General features: G+C 39.6%; 12 protein-coding genes. 2 read left to right on the forward strand and 10 right to left on the reverse strand.

The window, feature by feature from the left end; genetic code table 11:
• Positions 1-11: 11 nt before the first annotated feature.
• From ACNKXV_RS01965 to ACNKXV_RS01985, 5 genes are all read right to left on the reverse strand, one after another.
• Positions 12-278 (reverse strand): hypothetical protein, encoded by a 267-nt coding sequence (locus ACNKXV_RS01965; protein ID WP_417906017.1) that lies wholly within the window; start codon positions 276-278, stop codon positions 12-14.
• Between the two features lie 69 nt (positions 279-347).
• Positions 348-794, reverse strand: coding sequence for a peroxiredoxin (locus tag ACNKXV_RS01970; protein ID WP_417906018.1), 447 nt, complete (start codon positions 792-794; stop codon positions 348-350).
• Positions 795-797: 3 nt separating this feature from the next.
• On the reverse strand, positions 798-1,208 hold the full coding sequence (locus tag ACNKXV_RS01975) for a 6-pyruvoyl trahydropterin synthase family protein (protein ID WP_417906019.1): 411 nt from the start codon (positions 1,206-1,208) through the stop codon (positions 798-800).
• Positions 1,205-1,723 carry an isopentenyl-diphosphate Delta-isomerase gene (idi, locus tag ACNKXV_RS01980; protein WP_417906020.1) on the reverse strand — a complete coding sequence of 173 codons (519 nt, stop codon included), beginning with the start codon at positions 1,721-1,723 and terminating at the stop codon, positions 1,205-1,207. Before idi ends, ACNKXV_RS01975 begins: the two co-directional genes overlap by 4 nt.
• Positions 1,724-1,791: 68 nt before the next feature.
• Entirely contained in the window at positions 1,792-3,273 is a 1,482-nt protein-coding gene (locus tag ACNKXV_RS01985) for an OmpA family protein (protein WP_417906021.1), read from the reverse strand.
• Between the two features lie 356 nt (positions 3,274-3,629).
• On the opposite strand from ACNKXV_RS01985, the gene ACNKXV_RS01990 reads away from it, so the two are divergent.
• Both ACNKXV_RS01990 and ACNKXV_RS01995 read left to right on the forward strand, forming a co-directional pair.
• Positions 3,630-5,219, forward strand: coding sequence for a peptide chain release factor 3 (locus ACNKXV_RS01990; RefSeq protein ID WP_417906022.1), 1,590 nt, complete (start codon positions 3,630-3,632; stop codon positions 5,217-5,219).
• Positions 5,220-5,351: 132 nt separating this feature from the next.
• On the forward strand, positions 5,352-6,719 hold the full coding sequence (locus ACNKXV_RS01995) for an alanine/glycine:cation symporter family protein (protein WP_417906023.1): 1,368 nt from the start codon (positions 5,352-5,354) through the stop codon (positions 6,717-6,719).
• An 80-nt stretch (positions 6,720-6,799) separates the two neighbouring features.
• On the opposite strand, the gene ACNKXV_RS02000 is transcribed toward ACNKXV_RS01995, so the two are convergent.
• From ACNKXV_RS02000 to rplL, 5 genes are all read right to left on the reverse strand, one after another.
• Positions 6,800-7,120 carry a DUF3467 domain-containing protein gene (locus tag ACNKXV_RS02000; RefSeq protein WP_417906024.1) on the reverse strand — a complete coding sequence of 107 codons (321 nt, stop codon included), beginning with the start codon at positions 7,118-7,120 and terminating at the stop codon, positions 6,800-6,802.
• 45 nt (positions 7,121-7,165) lie between these two features.
• Positions 7,166-7,618: a DinB family protein gene (locus tag ACNKXV_RS02005; protein ID WP_417906025.1), complete on the reverse strand. Its 453-nt coding sequence runs from the start codon at positions 7,616-7,618 to the stop codon at positions 7,166-7,168.
• Between the two features lie 70 nt (positions 7,619-7,688).
• Complete coding sequence (gene rpoC, locus ACNKXV_RS02010) at positions 7,689-11,990, reverse strand: DNA-directed RNA polymerase subunit beta' (protein WP_417906026.1); 4,302 nt, start codon at positions 11,988-11,990, stop codon at positions 7,689-7,691.
• Positions 11,991-12,064: 74 nt separating this feature from the next.
• Complete coding sequence (gene rpoB / locus ACNKXV_RS02015; RefSeq protein ID WP_417906027.1) at positions 12,065-15,877, reverse strand: DNA-directed RNA polymerase subunit beta; 3,813 nt, start codon at positions 15,875-15,877, stop codon at positions 12,065-12,067.
• Positions 15,878-16,010: 133 nt separating this feature from the next.
• A partial coding sequence (gene rplL / locus ACNKXV_RS02020) for a 50S ribosomal protein L7/L12 (RefSeq protein ID WP_417906028.1) occupies positions 16,011-16,237 on the reverse strand: 227 nt, incomplete at its 5' end.

Below are 16,237 nucleotides of genomic sequence, written 5' to 3' on the forward strand. Positions count from 1 at the left end.
TCGGCAACTTATTATAGAGCATTCAATCTCTCGATCAAAGCCTGAGCTCTTTTCTCAAGATCTGCCTGTACAGCTTTGAAATGCTTTTGCTTATCTTCAACATCACGACGGTTGATCTCTGTGATCAAAGCGTCATAATCTTTGATAGCATCATCCACGATAGCTTCCGACTTAGCTTTATCTTCTTTTGGAGTTGCCATTTGGTGAATGTATGCAGCATCGATGATATCACCCATCACATAATTCACGTCTTTCTTAAGTAATCTTTTACTCGCCATTATCAATAAATTTCGGCTGCGAATTTAAACTATTTTTTGAAACGAAACTGACTTTTTATAAAATTAGTTTCATTTTTTTCTCAGGACTTCTAAAGCTTCCTGAACATGTTTACCCTCATTCATATTATTAAATTTATGTAGTAGTCTCCCGTTCTCATCGAAAATAAAAGTTTCCCTTCCCGGCAATAAACCAAAAAGATTTGATTTTACTCCAAAAGCCTTTCTGGCCTTAGCCTTTCCATCAGATAAGAAAGTATAGGGAAGATCAAATTTGCTAATGAATTTTGAATGAGATTTTTCAGAATCTGAACTTATTCCAATAACTTCAGCTCCAAGCTCTTTAAATCTGGAATAATGATCTCTAAAATCACAGGCTTCACGAGTACATCCCGGTGTAAAATTTTTAGGATAGAAGAAAACCACAACAGATGTTTTACCTATCAATTCAGTAAAACTAAACGGATTGCCGTGTTGGTCCGGGAGGGTTATATCAGGAACCTTGTCTCCTGCCTGCATATTCTATTCGCCTTTGTAGGTCACAAAATTTCTGGGCGTCTCGTACAAAGTTACCTCCAGATCATGTTTCTGATCAATTTTGTCACGAAGTTTATTCCAGATTACCACTGCAATATTTTCTGCAGTAGGATTTAAATTTTCAAATTCAGGCACCTCCAAATTAAGATTTTTATGATCCAGTTTTTCCTCAACTTCTTCATAGATCAAATCCTTTAAAATTTTCAGATCTATAAGAAATCCGGTTTCCGGATCGATCTCGCCTGTGACTGAAACTATGAGCTCATAATTATGACCATGAAAATGAGGATTACTGCATTTCCCAAAAACCTCTGCATTTTTTTGATCATCCCACTCCCGGCGATAAAGCCTGTGGGCTGCATTAAAATGGGCTTTTCTGTTTACAGTTATTCTCATTGCTGAATGTGTGAATAATATTTTTCAAAAATTATCTTGAACCAGGCGGTATAGATATCCGGATTCTCGCGCATATCATTATGAATATCCTCAAGCGACATCCACTTCCAGGCAGCTACTTCGTCCGGGTTTAAATTTGGTTCCCCGTCAAAATTCCCTACAAGGATATGATCATATTCATGCTCAGTTAACCCATTATCAAAAGGAGCCTTATAAATAAATGAAATCGTATCCTTTAATGCGGTAGTGAATCCCATTTCTTCTTCCAGCCTTCTTTTACCGGCTTCAATATTGCTCTCTCCTTCCCTCTGGTGACTGCAACAGGTATTAGTCCATAAACCCGGAGAATGATACTTGGAGTGAGCCCGCTGCTGGATCATGAGTTCATTCTTTTCATTAAAAACAAAAACCGAAAATGCTCTGTGCAGCAAGGCTTTTTCATGAGCCTCGATCTTTTCCATTAGCCCAATCTGCTCATCATTTTCATTGACTAAAATTACTTTTTCTTGCGCCATTTTTTATTTTGAAGTCCAAATGTACAAAAAGCCTGTTTTGTATCATAAGGATGCAGATTAAGCTATTCCTAAAGTTTTAGATTTCCTGAATAGAGTTCACAATTTATAGATAGAATGAACTCAGACCTTCGGTTTTGTTCATGTAGAACTTCAGAGCAAGGAACATTATTCTGGCAATTGTTTACCGGGGTTGTTTCTCCATAGCCCCGGCCGGAAATTTTTGTTTCAGGTACACCCATACTAATTAAATACTCTTTGGTCGCCTGTACTCTTTGCTGTGACAAACTGAGGTTATAAGAATCATCTGCCCTGCTATCTGTATGCGATCTAATATCGAGTAATAATTCCGGATAAGATTGCATATAGTTCGCGAGGATCTTTAATTTTTCTCGTGCCTGTGACCTTACTTCAGATTTATCCAGCTCAAATAAAATGGGCTCTATCCCGAGCTTATCCAAAATGTCATCCCCCACCCTCGCGGCGAAAATCAGATTATTAGCTTCATTCTCAAACCGAATGATATTTTCCCGCCGTTTGATCTCTGCAGCATAAAAACTCCAGTTAAAAAACGCACGCATAGCGGCGATATTTTCAGGTTTATTTCCTGAAATATCGTGAGAAACCTGATACATCACAAGTCCGTTTCGGGGATCATCAAACCCGTGTCCATAAATTAGGATACATCCCGGCCCATGGGAAAGTTCGGGAACATCCGGAGCAGATGCATCTAAAATGATCTTTTTAGTTCCGGCTCGCCAGGCATTTGCTTTCTTTGGGTACAATATCCTTTCAGACCCATTGATATAAGCCTTATCGCTTTTGCCTATATATTGTGCAACCGGATCGGCTGGTAATTCATGGTTATACGGAGGCGTAGCAAACCTGTGTTCATAAAATGGTACCAATCCTGAAGTTCGTACACCGGGTTTTCCCGCAGAAAGAAAGTTTAACTGAATTATCTCTGGATCCTTTTTATCAGCAACCGGCCCGAAGAGGTTTTCCAGTTCACTGCCTGCATGACAACCTGCCCAAATGGCACCTTTATACGTGCGGTTCCAGTAATAAAGATTTTTATGAGATTGAAATTTAGGTTCAGCATGGGGCATTATAAACAAATCATCACAAACCCCGAGTTCATCTGGAGTTTTCCAATTTAAAGCATCATAGCCCCCGTGCGCTTCACCCGGAATGCCGGCAGCCTTAAAAAAGGCCAGTGCAATACTTCCGTTTTGTTTATCGAGCGTCCACTTTGGCGCCACCGATAGTTTTGTATAAACCGGCAGAACCATACTTTCTTTCAGAAATTTCCCTACTACTCCTCTACTCTCCCACTTTTCTATTACAATTTGTAATTCTTCAGTTAGATAAGAAACCGGAACCACAAACGAACCCGATCTAAAATCTTCTTCAATTATTCTAAAATCGATTCCATCCTTCTTTTTATCGGGGTTGATCACCCACTTGATCTCTACCCCATAATTTTTAAGCAGGTCATAGATCAATCCATACGGTTTCAAAGCATTGGCTTTGGTTTGGGGTGTAATTCCCATATTTATTACATAGGAACCTTTCGCTATCACCTCTTCTTTATAATCTGAAGAGATAGCCTTATGAGGAAAGAGACTGATAATCAGAATAATAAATAGAACTTGTAGGGTTTTATGGCTAAGCATATTGATCTAATATATTCCAAATATCGCCTAATTAGGCCAATGACGGGGTATTCAATCCACAAAAAATAAACGGGATAAATTCGAATGAGATACTTAAAAATGCCCCGGCTTTCATTTAACTCTGATCTGATAAGCTTTCTTCCATACTGGTTTAAACAATTGATGTTATAAGGCAGACCATATATTTAAAAATCATCAAAATAATCTTACTTTTGCAGCTGCAAAGAAATCCTATGAAGCAGTTCCATAAAGAGATCAACAGAAGAAGAACATTTGGTATTATTTCCCACCCCGATGCCGGTAAAACCACGCTAACGGAAAAACTTTTATTATTTGGTGGTGCCATCCAGGAAGCCGGAGCGGTTAAATCGAATAAGATTAAAAAAGGGGCAACCAGTGACTTTATGGAGATCGAAAGACAAAGAGGGATTTCGGTAGCAACCTCTGTTCTTGCTTTTGAATATAAGGATATTAAGATCAATATTCTTGATACTCCCGGTCACAAGGATTTTGCTGAAGATACTTTTAGAACCCTAACGGCAGTAGATAGTGTTATCGTTGTAATTGATGTTGCCAAAGGTGTTGAGGAACAAACTGAAAAACTCGTGGAAGTATGCCGTATGCGGAATATTCCCATGATCGTTTTTATCAACAAGCTTGACCGTGAGGGGAAAGACGCATTTGAATTGCTGGATGAGATCGAGCAAAAACTGAATTTAAAGGTGACTCCTCTAAGTTTCCCAATTGGAATGGGTTATGACTTTAAAGGGATCTATAATATTTGGGAAAAGAACGTGAACCTGTTTACAGGGGATCCAAGGAAAGATATTGAAGAAACCGTAAAGATCGAGGACCTTCAAGATGAAGCTCTGGATGATCTTGTTGGATCCAAAGCAGCCGAGAACTTAAGGGATGAGCTTGAACTTGCCCAAGGTGTTTATCCGGAATTTGACCGACAAACTTATCTTGACGGGCATTTGCAACCGGTATTTTTTGGATCGGCCCTGAATAACTTTGGGGTTAGAGAATTACTGGATTGTTTTATTAAGATCGCTCCAACTCCGCGTCCAAAAGAAAGTGATACCAGACTCGTAAAACCAGATGAAAATGACTTCACCGGGTTTGTATTTAAGATCCATGCAAACATGGACCCTAAACACCGGGACAGGCTGGCATTTATAAAAATCGTTTCAGGTAAATTCGAAAGAAATAAGAATTACCTGCATGTACGAAATAACAAGAACATGAAATTCTCTTCTCCCAATGCCTTCTTTGCTGAAAAGAAAGAGATCGTGGATGTTTCGTATCCGGGAGATATTGTAGGTCTTCACGACACGGGGAATTTTAAGATCGGTGATACGCTTACTGAAGGTGAAAACCTGATGTATAAAGGAATTCCAAGTTTCTCACCTGAGCACTTCCGTTATATCAACAACGCCGATCCTATGAAATCCAAGCAACTGGAAAAAGGAATCGACCAGTTAATGGACGAAGGTGTGGCCCAGTTATTTATTCTTGAAATGAATGGTAGAAAGGTTATTGGAACCGTGGGCGCTCTTCAGTTCGAAGTAATTCAATACCGTTTGGAACACGAATATGGTGCTAAATGTACCTATGAAAACCTGAACGTCCATAAAGCAACCTGGGTAGAAACTGAAGACGAGAAAAGTGAGGAGTTTAAAGACTTTAAACGTGTGAAGTCTAAATATCTGGCAAAGGACAAATCGGGTCAACTGGTATTTTTGGCAGACTCTCAGTTCTCCCTGCAAATGACTCAGCAAAAGTATCCTTCGATCAAATTTCACTTTACTTCTGAATTTTAATTAAGACTTATAGGTTTAAAGAAAAACCTGTCTTATTTGAAAAATTAGATTGGAAAATATTTGATTTTAAAGGCTCCGGGATTAATATCCAATACCTGCTAATTTTTAGTATTTTCGGCATAAATTATTTTTATGTCCCAGATCGATCAGTTTATCGCAGACTTCGCCTCCGCTGTGTGGGGCATCCCATTGGTGATTTTATTAATAGGTGGTGGAATATATTTATTGCTCTATTCCAGATTTCTTCCTTTCCGGTATTTAGGCCATTCAGTAGAAGTTTTAAGGGGTAAATACAACAACCCGAACGATCCGGGAGACATCAACCATTTCCAGGCTTTATCTACTGCATTATCCTCTACCGTTGGGATGGGGAACATTGCCGGAGTAGCGGTGGCAATAGCCATTGGAGGCCCCGGGGCAATTTTCTGGCTTTGGATTAGTGCAATTGTTGGAATGGCTACAAAATTCTTCACCAATAGTTTAGCGGTAATGTACCGAGGTAGAGATACTGAAGGTCATATTCAGGGCGGAGTGATGTATTACATAGTGGAAGGTCTTGGAAAGAAGTGGAAGCCTCTGGCTGCCTTTTTTGCTATCGCCGGACTCGTAGGTGCCTTGCCGGTATTTAATGTGAATCAGCTCACCCAGGCGATCAATTATATCCTGCTTGAACCTAATGATATTGAAACCGGATTTACTTCCAGTCTGATCATTGGAATTATTTTAACCCTTATAACCACCGTTGTAATTGTTGGAGGTCTGGACAGGATCAGTAAAACCGTATCCAAGCTGGTACCGGCTATGGTAGCTTTATATTTTGTTTCTGTTCTCCTTATCCTGTTTGTGAACTATGATGTGGTATTCCATTATTTCGGAATGATCTTTACCGATGCTTTTGCGGCAGATAATTATAAAGGAGATCCTCTTATGGGAGGCCTGCTGGGTGGTTTGATATTATTGGGAATTCGTAGAGGAGCATTCTCAAATGAAGCCGGAATTGGAACAGCAACCATGGCTCATGGAGCAAGTAAAACATCAGAACCAATCAGAGAAGGTTTGATAGCAATGTTAGGGCCGGCAATAGATACGCTGGTAGTATGCACATTAACCGCAATGGCAATTCTGGTGACAGATGTTTGGCAGACGGAAGATGTGAACGGGGTAAGTTTAACCGCCGCAGCTTTTGATCAGGCTATCCCTTATGTGGGTAATTACCTGTTATTAGTCTGTATCCTGGCTTTTAGCGTCTCTTCTTTATTTTCCTACAGCTATTACGGGACAAAATGTTTATCCTTTCTCTTAGGAGCTCATAATAAGAAATACTATAATTATGTTTACATATTGAGCATCATTGTGGGAGCGACTACATCTTTAAGTTTTATACTTAACCTAATTGATGGTTTCTTTGCGCTAATGGCAATTCCAACCATGATCTCCACACTAATTCTTGCTCCAAGAGTAATGGCAGCAGCGAGAATCTATTTTAAAAAATACACCTAAAACAAAAGGGATCTTACCAAATTGATAAGATCCTTTTTAATTGATTTAAAATTTTCCCGTAATGAATTACAGGTTCTAATTTAAGCCTGACCGGTTGGGCCAAAATTCAATGGAACCGGTGATTTTTCATAATCTCTTATCTCTCCGTGAGCCTGCTCGAATTTATGAATATTATCCCCTAAAGCTTTTAAAAGTCGTTTTGCATGCTGTGGAGTAAGTATGATCCTGGACTTTACTTTGCTCTTAGGCCTCCCCGGCATGATATTCACAAAATCCACTACAAATTCTGAAACTGAATGATTAATAATGGCCAGATTGGAATAGGTTCCTTCTGCCACTGTATCGTCCAGTTCTATGTTGATCTTGCCTTTTTCGGCTTTATGTTTCTTTTCGTCGCTCATAATATGGTCTTAATTAAAAATTAGTAGAAAGATAGGGAATCTCTCTTAGGCATTCTGCTTGTAATATATAAAATCTGAAATTACAGGATCTACTCCTTTCTGCCTGAACTCCTTGGCAATTTGCCCCCGATGGTAGGTGGAATGGTTTACGATATGAAACATTATATCTTTTATGGAGTTGGAGAATTGTTCTCCTTTTGGCGTTTTATACTGTACAATCCTTTCAAGGTCTTCCTTTTCAAGAATCTCTAAGGTCTCCTTATAATTTTGAGCCTCAATTTTTTCAAGTTCATTGGCGTCCCAAACTTTCCATACATCTACCAGATCCTTCTGCATAATCCGGTTAGACCATGCAGATTGCTCATTTAAAATATGTGACATCAGTCTTCTTGAACTTTCAGATAAGACATAATGCAAGTCCCCGTCATTAAATTTCTTTATAAGCTCCTGGTTGTAAAAATGTGAATATTCCAGAAGCTCCTTAAAATATTTCTTCATATTTCAAATATCGGTATAAATGAAAAAAGCCCCGCAAACAGCGGGGCTTTTATGAAAATATTATAAGGAATTAGTTATAATTAACTTCCTGTTTTTTCTCAAGCATTTCGTCAAATTCTTCTTTAGAACCAACTATGATGCTATCGTATTTTCTCATACCTGTACCTGCAGGAATTCTGTGACCTACAATTACATTTTCCTTCAATCCTTCAAGCTGATCGATCTTACCGCTTACCGCAGCCTCGTTTAATACTTTAGTTGTTTCCTGGAAGGAAGCAGCAGAGATGAACGATTTTGTTTGAAGCGAAGCTCTTGTAATACCCTGAAGTACCGGATTCGCAGTTGCGGTGATAACGTCTCTGGCTGTAGCAAGATTCTTATCTTCTCTTCTAAGAATAGAGTTCTCGTCTCTTAGTTCTCTTGGAGTAATAATTTGTCCTGGTTTCAGTCTGTCTGAGTCACCTGCATCTTCGATCACCTTCATTCCGAAAAGCTTGTTGTTCTCATCGATGAAATCATCTTTATGAACAAGTTGATTTTCTAGGAAGATAGTGTCTCCCGGATCCACGATTCTTACTTTACGCATCATCTGTCTAACAACCACCTCAAAGTGCTTGTCGTTGATCTTCACACCCTGTAAACGGTATACTTCCTGAACTTCGTTCACAAGATACTGCTGTACAGCGTTTGGTCCTTTGATATTTAAAATATCTTCCGGAGTGATAGAACCATCAGATAATGGCATTCCCGCTCTTACATAATCATTTTCCTGAACAAGGATTTGATTAGATAGCTTAACAAGATACTTCTTAACCTCACCAAGTTTAGACTCAACGATGATCTCACGGTTACCTCTTTTGATCTTACCGAAAGAAACAACACCGTCAATTTCTGAAACTACAGCCGGGTTAGATGGGTTACGTGCTTCGAAAAGCTCTGTTACCCTTGGAAGACCTCCTGTAATATCCCCTGCTTTAGAAGATTTACGAGGAATCTTTACAAGAATCTTACCTACTCCAATCTTTTCTGCATTGTCCACCATAAGGTGAGCTCCAACAGGAAGGTTATAAGAACGAATTACTTCGTCTTTCTTACCTAAGATATGTAGAGTTGGGATCAATTTCTTATTACGGGATTCAGAAATTACTTTTTCCTGGAATCCTGTTTGCTCATCGATCTCAACCTGATAAGTTACACCCTGGTCAATGTTTTCGTACTTGATCTTACCGGCGAATTCAGAAATAATTACACCGTTATATGGATCCCATGTACAAACCACTTCACCTTTACTTACAGTTGCTCCATCTTCAATATTGATCTGGGAACCGTAAGGAATGTTGTTGTTACTTAAAACAACACCTGTTTTCTTGTCCTTGATCTTAAGTTCAGCAGTACGAGAGATTACGATATCTGCAGTTCCGCCATCAGGAGCTTCTCCCTTAACAACTTTCAGATCTTCTATCTCAGCTATACCGTCAAATTTAGCTTCAAGTTTATTTTCTTCAGAAATGTTACCTGCAATACCTCCCACGTGGAACGTACGAAGTGTAAGCTGTGTACCAGGTTCTCCAATAGACTGTGCAGCAACAACACCAACAGCTTCACCTGTTTGTACGATCTTGTTGGTTGCAAGGTTTCTACCGTAACACTTTATACAGATACCTTTCTTAGCTTCACAAGTAAGTGGAGAACGTACTTCAACACTTTCTATTGGTGCAGCCTCGATCTTGGCAACTATTTCTTCAGTTATTTCATTATTTCCAGAAACAAGCAGTTCATCTGTAGAAGGATTTACTACATCGTTAAGAGCAATACGTCCTAAGATTCTTTCTCCTAAAGATTCTACTATTTCTTCGTTTTTCTTAAGTGGCTTAACTTCCACACCTCTAAGCGTTCCACAGTCATCTTCATTTACGATCACATCCTGGGAAACATCAACAAGACGACGGGTTAAGTAACCAGCATCTGCCGTTTTAAGTGCGGTATCGGCAAGACCTTTACGAGCACCGTGAGTAGAGATAAAGTATTCAAGAATCGATAGACCTTCCTTAAAGTTCGAAAGAATCGGGTTCTCAATAATTTCACCACCACCAGAGTTGGATTTTTTCGGCTTGGCCATAAGACCACGCATCCCGGTAAGCTGACGAATCTGCTCCTTAGAACCACGGGCTCCGGAGTCAAGCATCATATATACCGAGTTAAATCCTTGTTTGTCTTCACGAATTCGCTTCATAGCCAACTCAGTAAGACCTGCGTTGGTAGAAGTCCAGATATCAATTACCTGGTTGTAACGTTCGTTATTGGTAATAAGACCCATGTTATAGTTACCAATGATAGCCTCAACCTGCTCGTTAGCTTCGTCGATCATGGTTTGCTTCTCTGCAGGGATAATAATATCACCTAAACTGAAGGAAAGACCACCACGGAAAGCGAAACCATATCCAAGACCTTTAATATTGTCAAGGAATTCAGAAGTTTCAGGAACACTAGTAATTTTAAGGATCTTACCAATGATCTCACGAAGGGATTTTTTAGTAAGTACTTCGTTAATGTAACCTGCCTTTTCCGGCACAGCTTCATTAAACAATACTCTACCTACAGTAGTTTCCTTGATCATGTAGACCAATTCTCCTGCTTCGTTATAATCTTTGGTTCTAATTTTAATACCCGCGTTAAGATCTACTTTCTTCTGGTTGTAGGCTATTACAAGCTCTTCAGCCGAGTAGAAAGTTAATCCTTCACCTTTTACAGGCTCCTCCGGAGTACCAATCTTGTGTTTGGTCATGTAGTAAAGACCCAAGACCATATCCTGAGATGGTACTGTAATAGGAGAACCGTTTGCAGGGTTCAATATGTTATGAGAAGCAAGCATTAATAACTGTGCTTCCAAAATAGCTTCTGGCCCAAGTGGTAAGTGAACCGCCATCTGGTCACCATCGAAATCGGCGTTGAATGCAGTACATGCAAGTGGGTGAAGCTGAATTGCCTTACCTTCAATAAGTTTAGGCTGGAATGCCTGGATTCCCAGACGGTGAAGCGTAGGAGCACGGTTTAATAGTACCGGATGCCCTTTAAGTACGTTCTCCAAAATATCCCAAACTACAGGTTCTTTTTTATCAATAATCTTCTTGGCAGATTTAACTGTCTTTACGATACCTCTTTCGATCAATTTTCTGATGATGAAAGGTTTGTAAAGTTCTGCTGCCATGTTCTTTGGAAGACCACACTCGAACATTTTAAGTTCCGGTCCAACAACGATTACTGAACGTGCTGAATAATCCACACGTTTACCAAGCAGGTTTTGACGGAAACGACCTTGCTTACCTTTCAATGAATCTGAAAGTGATTTAAGCGGACGGTTAGAGTCTGTCTTAACTGCTGATGATTTTCTGGTGTTATCAAATAATGAATCTACAGATTCCTGAAGCATACGTTTTTCATTACGTAAAATCACTTCAGGAGCTTTGATCTCCATTAATCTTTTAAGACGATTGTTACGAATAATTACACGACGGTAAAGATCGTTCAAATCTGAAGTTGCGAAACGACCACCATCAAGAGGCACAAGAGGTCTAAGTTCCGGTGGAATAACCGGTACAACCTTCATAATCATCCACTCTGGGTGATTCTCTCTGTTCTTGTTCGCATCTCTGAAAGCTTCCACAACCTGAAGACGTTTAAGCGCTTCAGTTTTACGTTGCTTAGAAGTTTCGTTGTTTGCCTTATGTCTTAATTCGTAAGAAAGTTCATCAAGATCAATTCTCTTAAGAATTTCGATAAGACATTCAGCTCCCATTTTAGCGATAAACTTATTTGGATCGCTGTCTTCTAAATATTGATTTTCCTGAGGAAGTTCATCTAAGATGTTCAGATATTCTTCTTCAGTTAAGAAATCCATTTTTTTAAGGGCTTTCCCCTCTTCATCCACCGCATTACCTGGCTGGATCACTACATACCTTTCGTAGTAGATGATCATGTCAAGTTTTTTAGACGGCAGCCCTAGCAAATAACCAATTTTGTTAGGTAAAGAACGGAAATACCAGATATGAGCTACAGGTACAACAAGGTTAATGTGACCTACACGATCTCTACGTACCTTCTTCTCGGTAACTTCTACTCCACAACGGTCACAAACGATCCCTTTGTAACGGATCCTTTTGTACTTTCCGCAGGCACATTCATAATCCTTTACAGGACCAAAAATACGCTCACAGAACAATCCGTCACGCTCAGGTTTGTGCGTACGGTAGTTGATGGTTTCCGGTTTAAGAACTTCACCACGAGATTCCGCGAGGATAGACTCTGGAGAAGCTAAACCTATAGAGATCTGGTTGAACCTCTGTACTGTATTTTTATCATTATTTCTAGCCATAATAAATGCTGCTAATTATTGTGAATATTCTGTTTAAAAGGGTACACCCGGAGGCGTACCCAATCAACAGAATGTTATTCTTCAAGTTTAATATCCAATCCAAGACCTTTCAATTCGTGCATAAGTACGTTGAAAGATTCCGGCAATCCTGGTTCCGGCATTGGCTCACCCTTCACAATAGCCTCATAGGTCTTGGCTCTACCAATAACGTCATCAGACTTTACTGTTAGAATTTCCCTAAGAGTACTGGATGCTCCGTAAGCTTCAAGAGCCCAAACCTCCATCTCTCCAAATCGCTGACCACCAAATTGTGCCTTACCACCAAGCGGCTGCTGAGTAATAAGTGAGTATGGTCCAATAGAACGAGCATGCATCTTATCGTCGATCATGTGACCAAGTTTAAGCATGTAGATCACCCCAACGGTTGCACGTTGATCGAATCTTTCCCCGGTTCCACCATCATAAAGATAAGTGTGACCGTATCTAGGAATACCAGCTGCATCTGTAAGCTCATTGATCTCATCGATAGTAGCTCCATCAAAAATTGGTGTTGCATACTTCTTGCCATTCTTCTGTCCAGCCCATCCAAGAACTGTTTCGTAGATCTGACCAATGTTCATACGAGATGGTACCCCAAGTGGGTTCAATACGATATCAACAGGAGTTCCGTCTTCAAGGAAAGGCATATCTTCCTGACGTACGATTCTTGCAACAATACCTTTGTTACCGTGACGTCCAGCCATCTTATCACCTACTTTAAGCTTACGTTTCTTAGCGATATAAACTTTAGCAAGCTTAAGAATTCCTGATGGAAGCTCATCTCCTACAGAAATGGTAAACTTCTCTCTTCTAAGGTTACCCTGAAGATCATTTTCTTTAATTTTGTAATTGTGGATAAGATCTGCTACCAGCTCATTAAGGTGATCATCTGTAGTCCATGTACCACTGGTTAAGTGAGTATAATCGTCTACAGAGTTCAACATCTTAAGAGTGTACTTCTTACCTTTTGGCATTACTTCTTCTCCAAGATCATTCTGTACTCCCTGAGCAGTTTTACCACCAATGATGGTAAATAATTTCTCAACAAGTTCAGCCTTTAAATTGGCGAATTTAGCATCGTACTTTTTCTCTAAAGCTGCAACATCTTCTTTATCCTGTGCTCTTTTACGTTTATCCTTAATCGCTCTTGCGAACAATTTCTTATTGATAACAACACCGCTTAATGATGGAGAAGCTTTTAAAGAAGCATCTTTCACATCACCGGCCTTATCACCAAAGATGGCACGTAGAAGTTTTTCTTCTGGTGTTGGATCACTTTCTCCCTTAGGAGTGATCTTACCAATAAGAATATCACCAGGCTTAACTTCAGCACCAACTCTAATCATTCCATGCTCATCAAGGTCTTTAGTAGCCTCTTCAGATACGTTTGGAATATCGTTAGTCAATTCTTCGTTACCTAGTTTAGTATCTCTAACTTCAAGAGAATACTCATCTATATGGATAGAGGTGAAAATATCATCTCTAACAACTTTTTCAGAAATTACAATCGCATCCTCAAAGTTATATCCTTTCCAAGGCATGAAGGCAACCTTCATGTTTCTACCTAAAGCTAGTTCACCAGCTTCTGTAGCATATCCCTGACAAAGAACCTGACCTTTGGTTACTCTGTCCCCTACGCTAACAATTGGCTTAAGGTTGATACAGGTTCCCTGGTTGGTTTTTCTAAATTTGATAAGATTGTATGATTTAGAATCGTCATCGAAACTAACCATACGCTCTTCTTCTGTACGATCGTATTTAATTACAATCTTGTTAGCGTCTACATATTCTACAACTCCTTCTCCTTCAGCATTAATCAATACTCGGGAGTCTGTAGCTACCTGTCTCTCAAGTCCAGTTCCAACGATAGGAGAATCTGTTCTTAAAAGTGGTACTGCCTGACGCATCATGTTTGATCCCATCAACGCACGGTTGGCATCATCATGTTCCAGGAATGGAATCAAAGAAGCCGAAATAGATGAGATCTGGTTAGGAGCAACATCGGTATAATGAACCTCTTTAGGATCAACTACCGGGAAGTCACCTTCCATTCGTGCAATAACACGATCTGTATCTATAGTTCCATCGTCTTTTAATGGAATGTTTGCCTGAGCAATTTTCTTACCTTCTTCTTCTTCAGCACTTAAATAAATAGGCTCTTCAGAAATATTGATCTTCCCATCAGTTACACTTCTATAAGGAGTTTCAATGAATCCCATTCCATTTACCTTAGCATAAACTGAAAGTGATGAAATAAGACCAATGTTTGGTCCTTCAGGAGTTTCAATAGGACAAAGTCTTCCGTAGTGAGTATAGTGAACATCACGTACCTCGAACCCTGCTCTTTCTCTTGACAGACCACCTGGCCCTAATGCTGAAAGTCTACGCTTATGCGTGATCTCTGCAAGCGGGTTGGTTTGATCCATGAACTGAGACAGCTGGTTGGTTCCAAAGAACGAGTTGATCACAGAAGAAAGCGTCTTCGCGTTGATCAAATCGATTGGAGTAAACACTTCGTTATCACGAACGTTCATTCTTTCACGAATGGTTCTCGCCATACGTGCAAGACCAACACCAAACTGCTGAGATAATTGCTCACCTACTGTTCTAACACGACGGTTAGATAAGTGATCAATATCATCGATCTCTGCCTTAGAGTTGATAAGCTCAATAAGATATTTTACAATGGTAATGATATCGATCTTGGTAAGCACCTGCTTATCCATCTCTACATCAAGACCAAGTTTTTTGTTCATTCTGTATCTACCAACTTCTCCTAAGCTGTAACGCTGATCTGAGAAGAAAAGCTTATCAATAATCCCGCGCGCAGTTTCCTCATCTGGCGGTTCAGCATTACGAAGTTGACGGTAAATATGTTCTACCGCTTCTTTTTCAGAGTTGGTAGGATCCTTTTGCAAGGTATTGTGAATGATCGCATAATCACCAGTTTGGTTATCTTCTTTGTGAAGAAGGATAGTCTTACTTCCGGTTTCAAGAATTTCTTCTATGTGATCTTTTTCAAGTTCTGTATCACGGTCAAGCACAATTTCGTTACGCTCAATAGATACCACTTCACCGGTATCCTCATCTACGAAATCTTCATACCAGGTATTAAGTACCCTTGCAGCAAGTTTACGACCAAGATATTTTTTAAGTCCTGTCTTAGATACTTTAACCTCTTCAGCAAGGTCAAAGATCTCAAGGATATCCTTATCACGCTCAAATCCAATTGCACGGAAAAGAGTAGTAACAGGTAATTTTTTCTTACGATCGATATAAGCGTACATTACGCTGTTAATATCGGTAGCAAATTCAATCCATGATCCTTTGAAAGGAATTACACGGGCTGAATAAAGTTTAGTTCCATTTGCATGGAAAGACTGTCCAAAGAAAACCCCGGGTGAACGGTGTAGCTGAGATACTACTACTCGTTCTGCACCGTTGATGCAGAAAGTCCCACTAGGTGTCATATAAGGAATGGTTCCTAAATATACGTCCTGTACGATGGTTTCAAAATCTTCATGCTCAGGGTCGGTACAGTATAACTTAAGTCTGGCTTTAAGTGGTACACTGTAGGTCAATCCACGTTCGATACATTCCTGGATGGAGTATCTTGGTGGGTCCACAAAATAATCTAAGAATTCTAGTACAAATTGATTACGGGTATCCGTAATGGGGAAGTTTTCGAGGAAGGTGTTGTAAAGACCTTCATTTCCCCGCTCTTCTGATTTTGTCTCTAATTGAAAGAAGTCCTGAAAAGACTTAATCTGCAGATCCAGAAAGTCCGGATAAGCAGGCTTGTTCTTAACAGAAGAGAAACTCAATCTTTCAGTTTGCTTTGCTAACATCAATGGACGGGATTATAATTTATATAAAAAATACTGCGCGTTTTAAACGTTAAGTTTCATATACGCAAAATGGTTTAGACCTCCAGGAGAGTATCCTGAGGTCTAAACCTAAATAATATTGCTTTTGTTAAGCTTATTTAAGCTCAACCTCAGCTCCTGCTTCTTCTAATTGCTTTTTAAGAGCTTCTGCTTCGTCTTTAGCAACTCCTTCTTTTACTGGTTTTGGAGCACCATCAACTAATTCTTTAGCATCTTTAAGACCTAGTCCAGTAAGTTCTTTTACAAGTTTAACTACTGCTAACTTAGATCCACCTGGAGCTTTAAGGATTACGTCAAATTCTGACTGCTCCTCAGCTTCTT

It is taken from the genome of Christiangramia aquimixticola, assembly GCF_048285835.1.
Classification (GTDB): Bacteria; Bacteroidota; Bacteroidia; order Flavobacteriales; family Flavobacteriaceae; genus Christiangramia; species Christiangramia aquimixticola.

Excerpts from the sequence above, each read along its gene's own strand:
- ACNKXV_RS01965 (WP_417906017.1), bottom strand. The coding sequence starts at position 278 with ATGGCGAGTAAAAGATTACTTAAGAAAGACGTGAATTATGTGATGGGT.
- ACNKXV_RS01985 (WP_417906021.1), bottom strand. The coding sequence starts at position 3,273 with ATGGGAATTACACCCCAAACCAAAGCCAATGCTTTGAAACCGTATGGA.
- rpoC (WP_417906026.1), bottom strand. The coding sequence starts at position 11,990 with ATGGCTAGAAATAATGATAAAAATACAGTACAGAGGTTCAACCAGATC.
- ACNKXV_RS02005 (WP_417906025.1), bottom strand. The coding sequence starts at position 7,618 with ATGAAGAAATATTTTAAGGAGCTTCTGGAATATTCACATTTTTACAAC.
- ACNKXV_RS01990 (WP_417906022.1), top strand. The coding sequence starts at position 3,630 with ATGAAGCAGTTCCATAAAGAGATCAACAGAAGAAGAACATTTGGTATT.
- ACNKXV_RS01970 (WP_417906018.1), bottom strand. The coding sequence starts at position 794 with ATGCAGGCAGGAGACAAGGTTCCTGATATAACCCTCCCGGACCAACAC.
- ACNKXV_RS01995 (WP_417906023.1), top strand. The coding sequence starts at position 5,352 with ATGTCCCAGATCGATCAGTTTATCGCAGACTTCGCCTCCGCTGTGTGG.
- idi (WP_417906020.1), bottom strand. The coding sequence starts at position 1,723 with ATGGCGCAAGAAAAAGTAATTTTAGTCAATGAAAATGATGAGCAGATT.
- ACNKXV_RS02000 (WP_417906024.1), bottom strand. The coding sequence starts at position 7,120 with ATGAGCGACGAAAAGAAACATAAAGCCGAAAAAGGCAAGATCAACATA.
- rpoB (WP_417906027.1), bottom strand. The coding sequence starts at position 15,877 with ATGTTAGCAAAGCAAACTGAAAGATTGAGTTTCTCTTCTGTTAAGAAC.
- ACNKXV_RS01975 (WP_417906019.1), bottom strand. The coding sequence starts at position 1,208 with ATGAGAATAACTGTAAACAGAAAAGCCCATTTTAATGCAGCCCACAGG.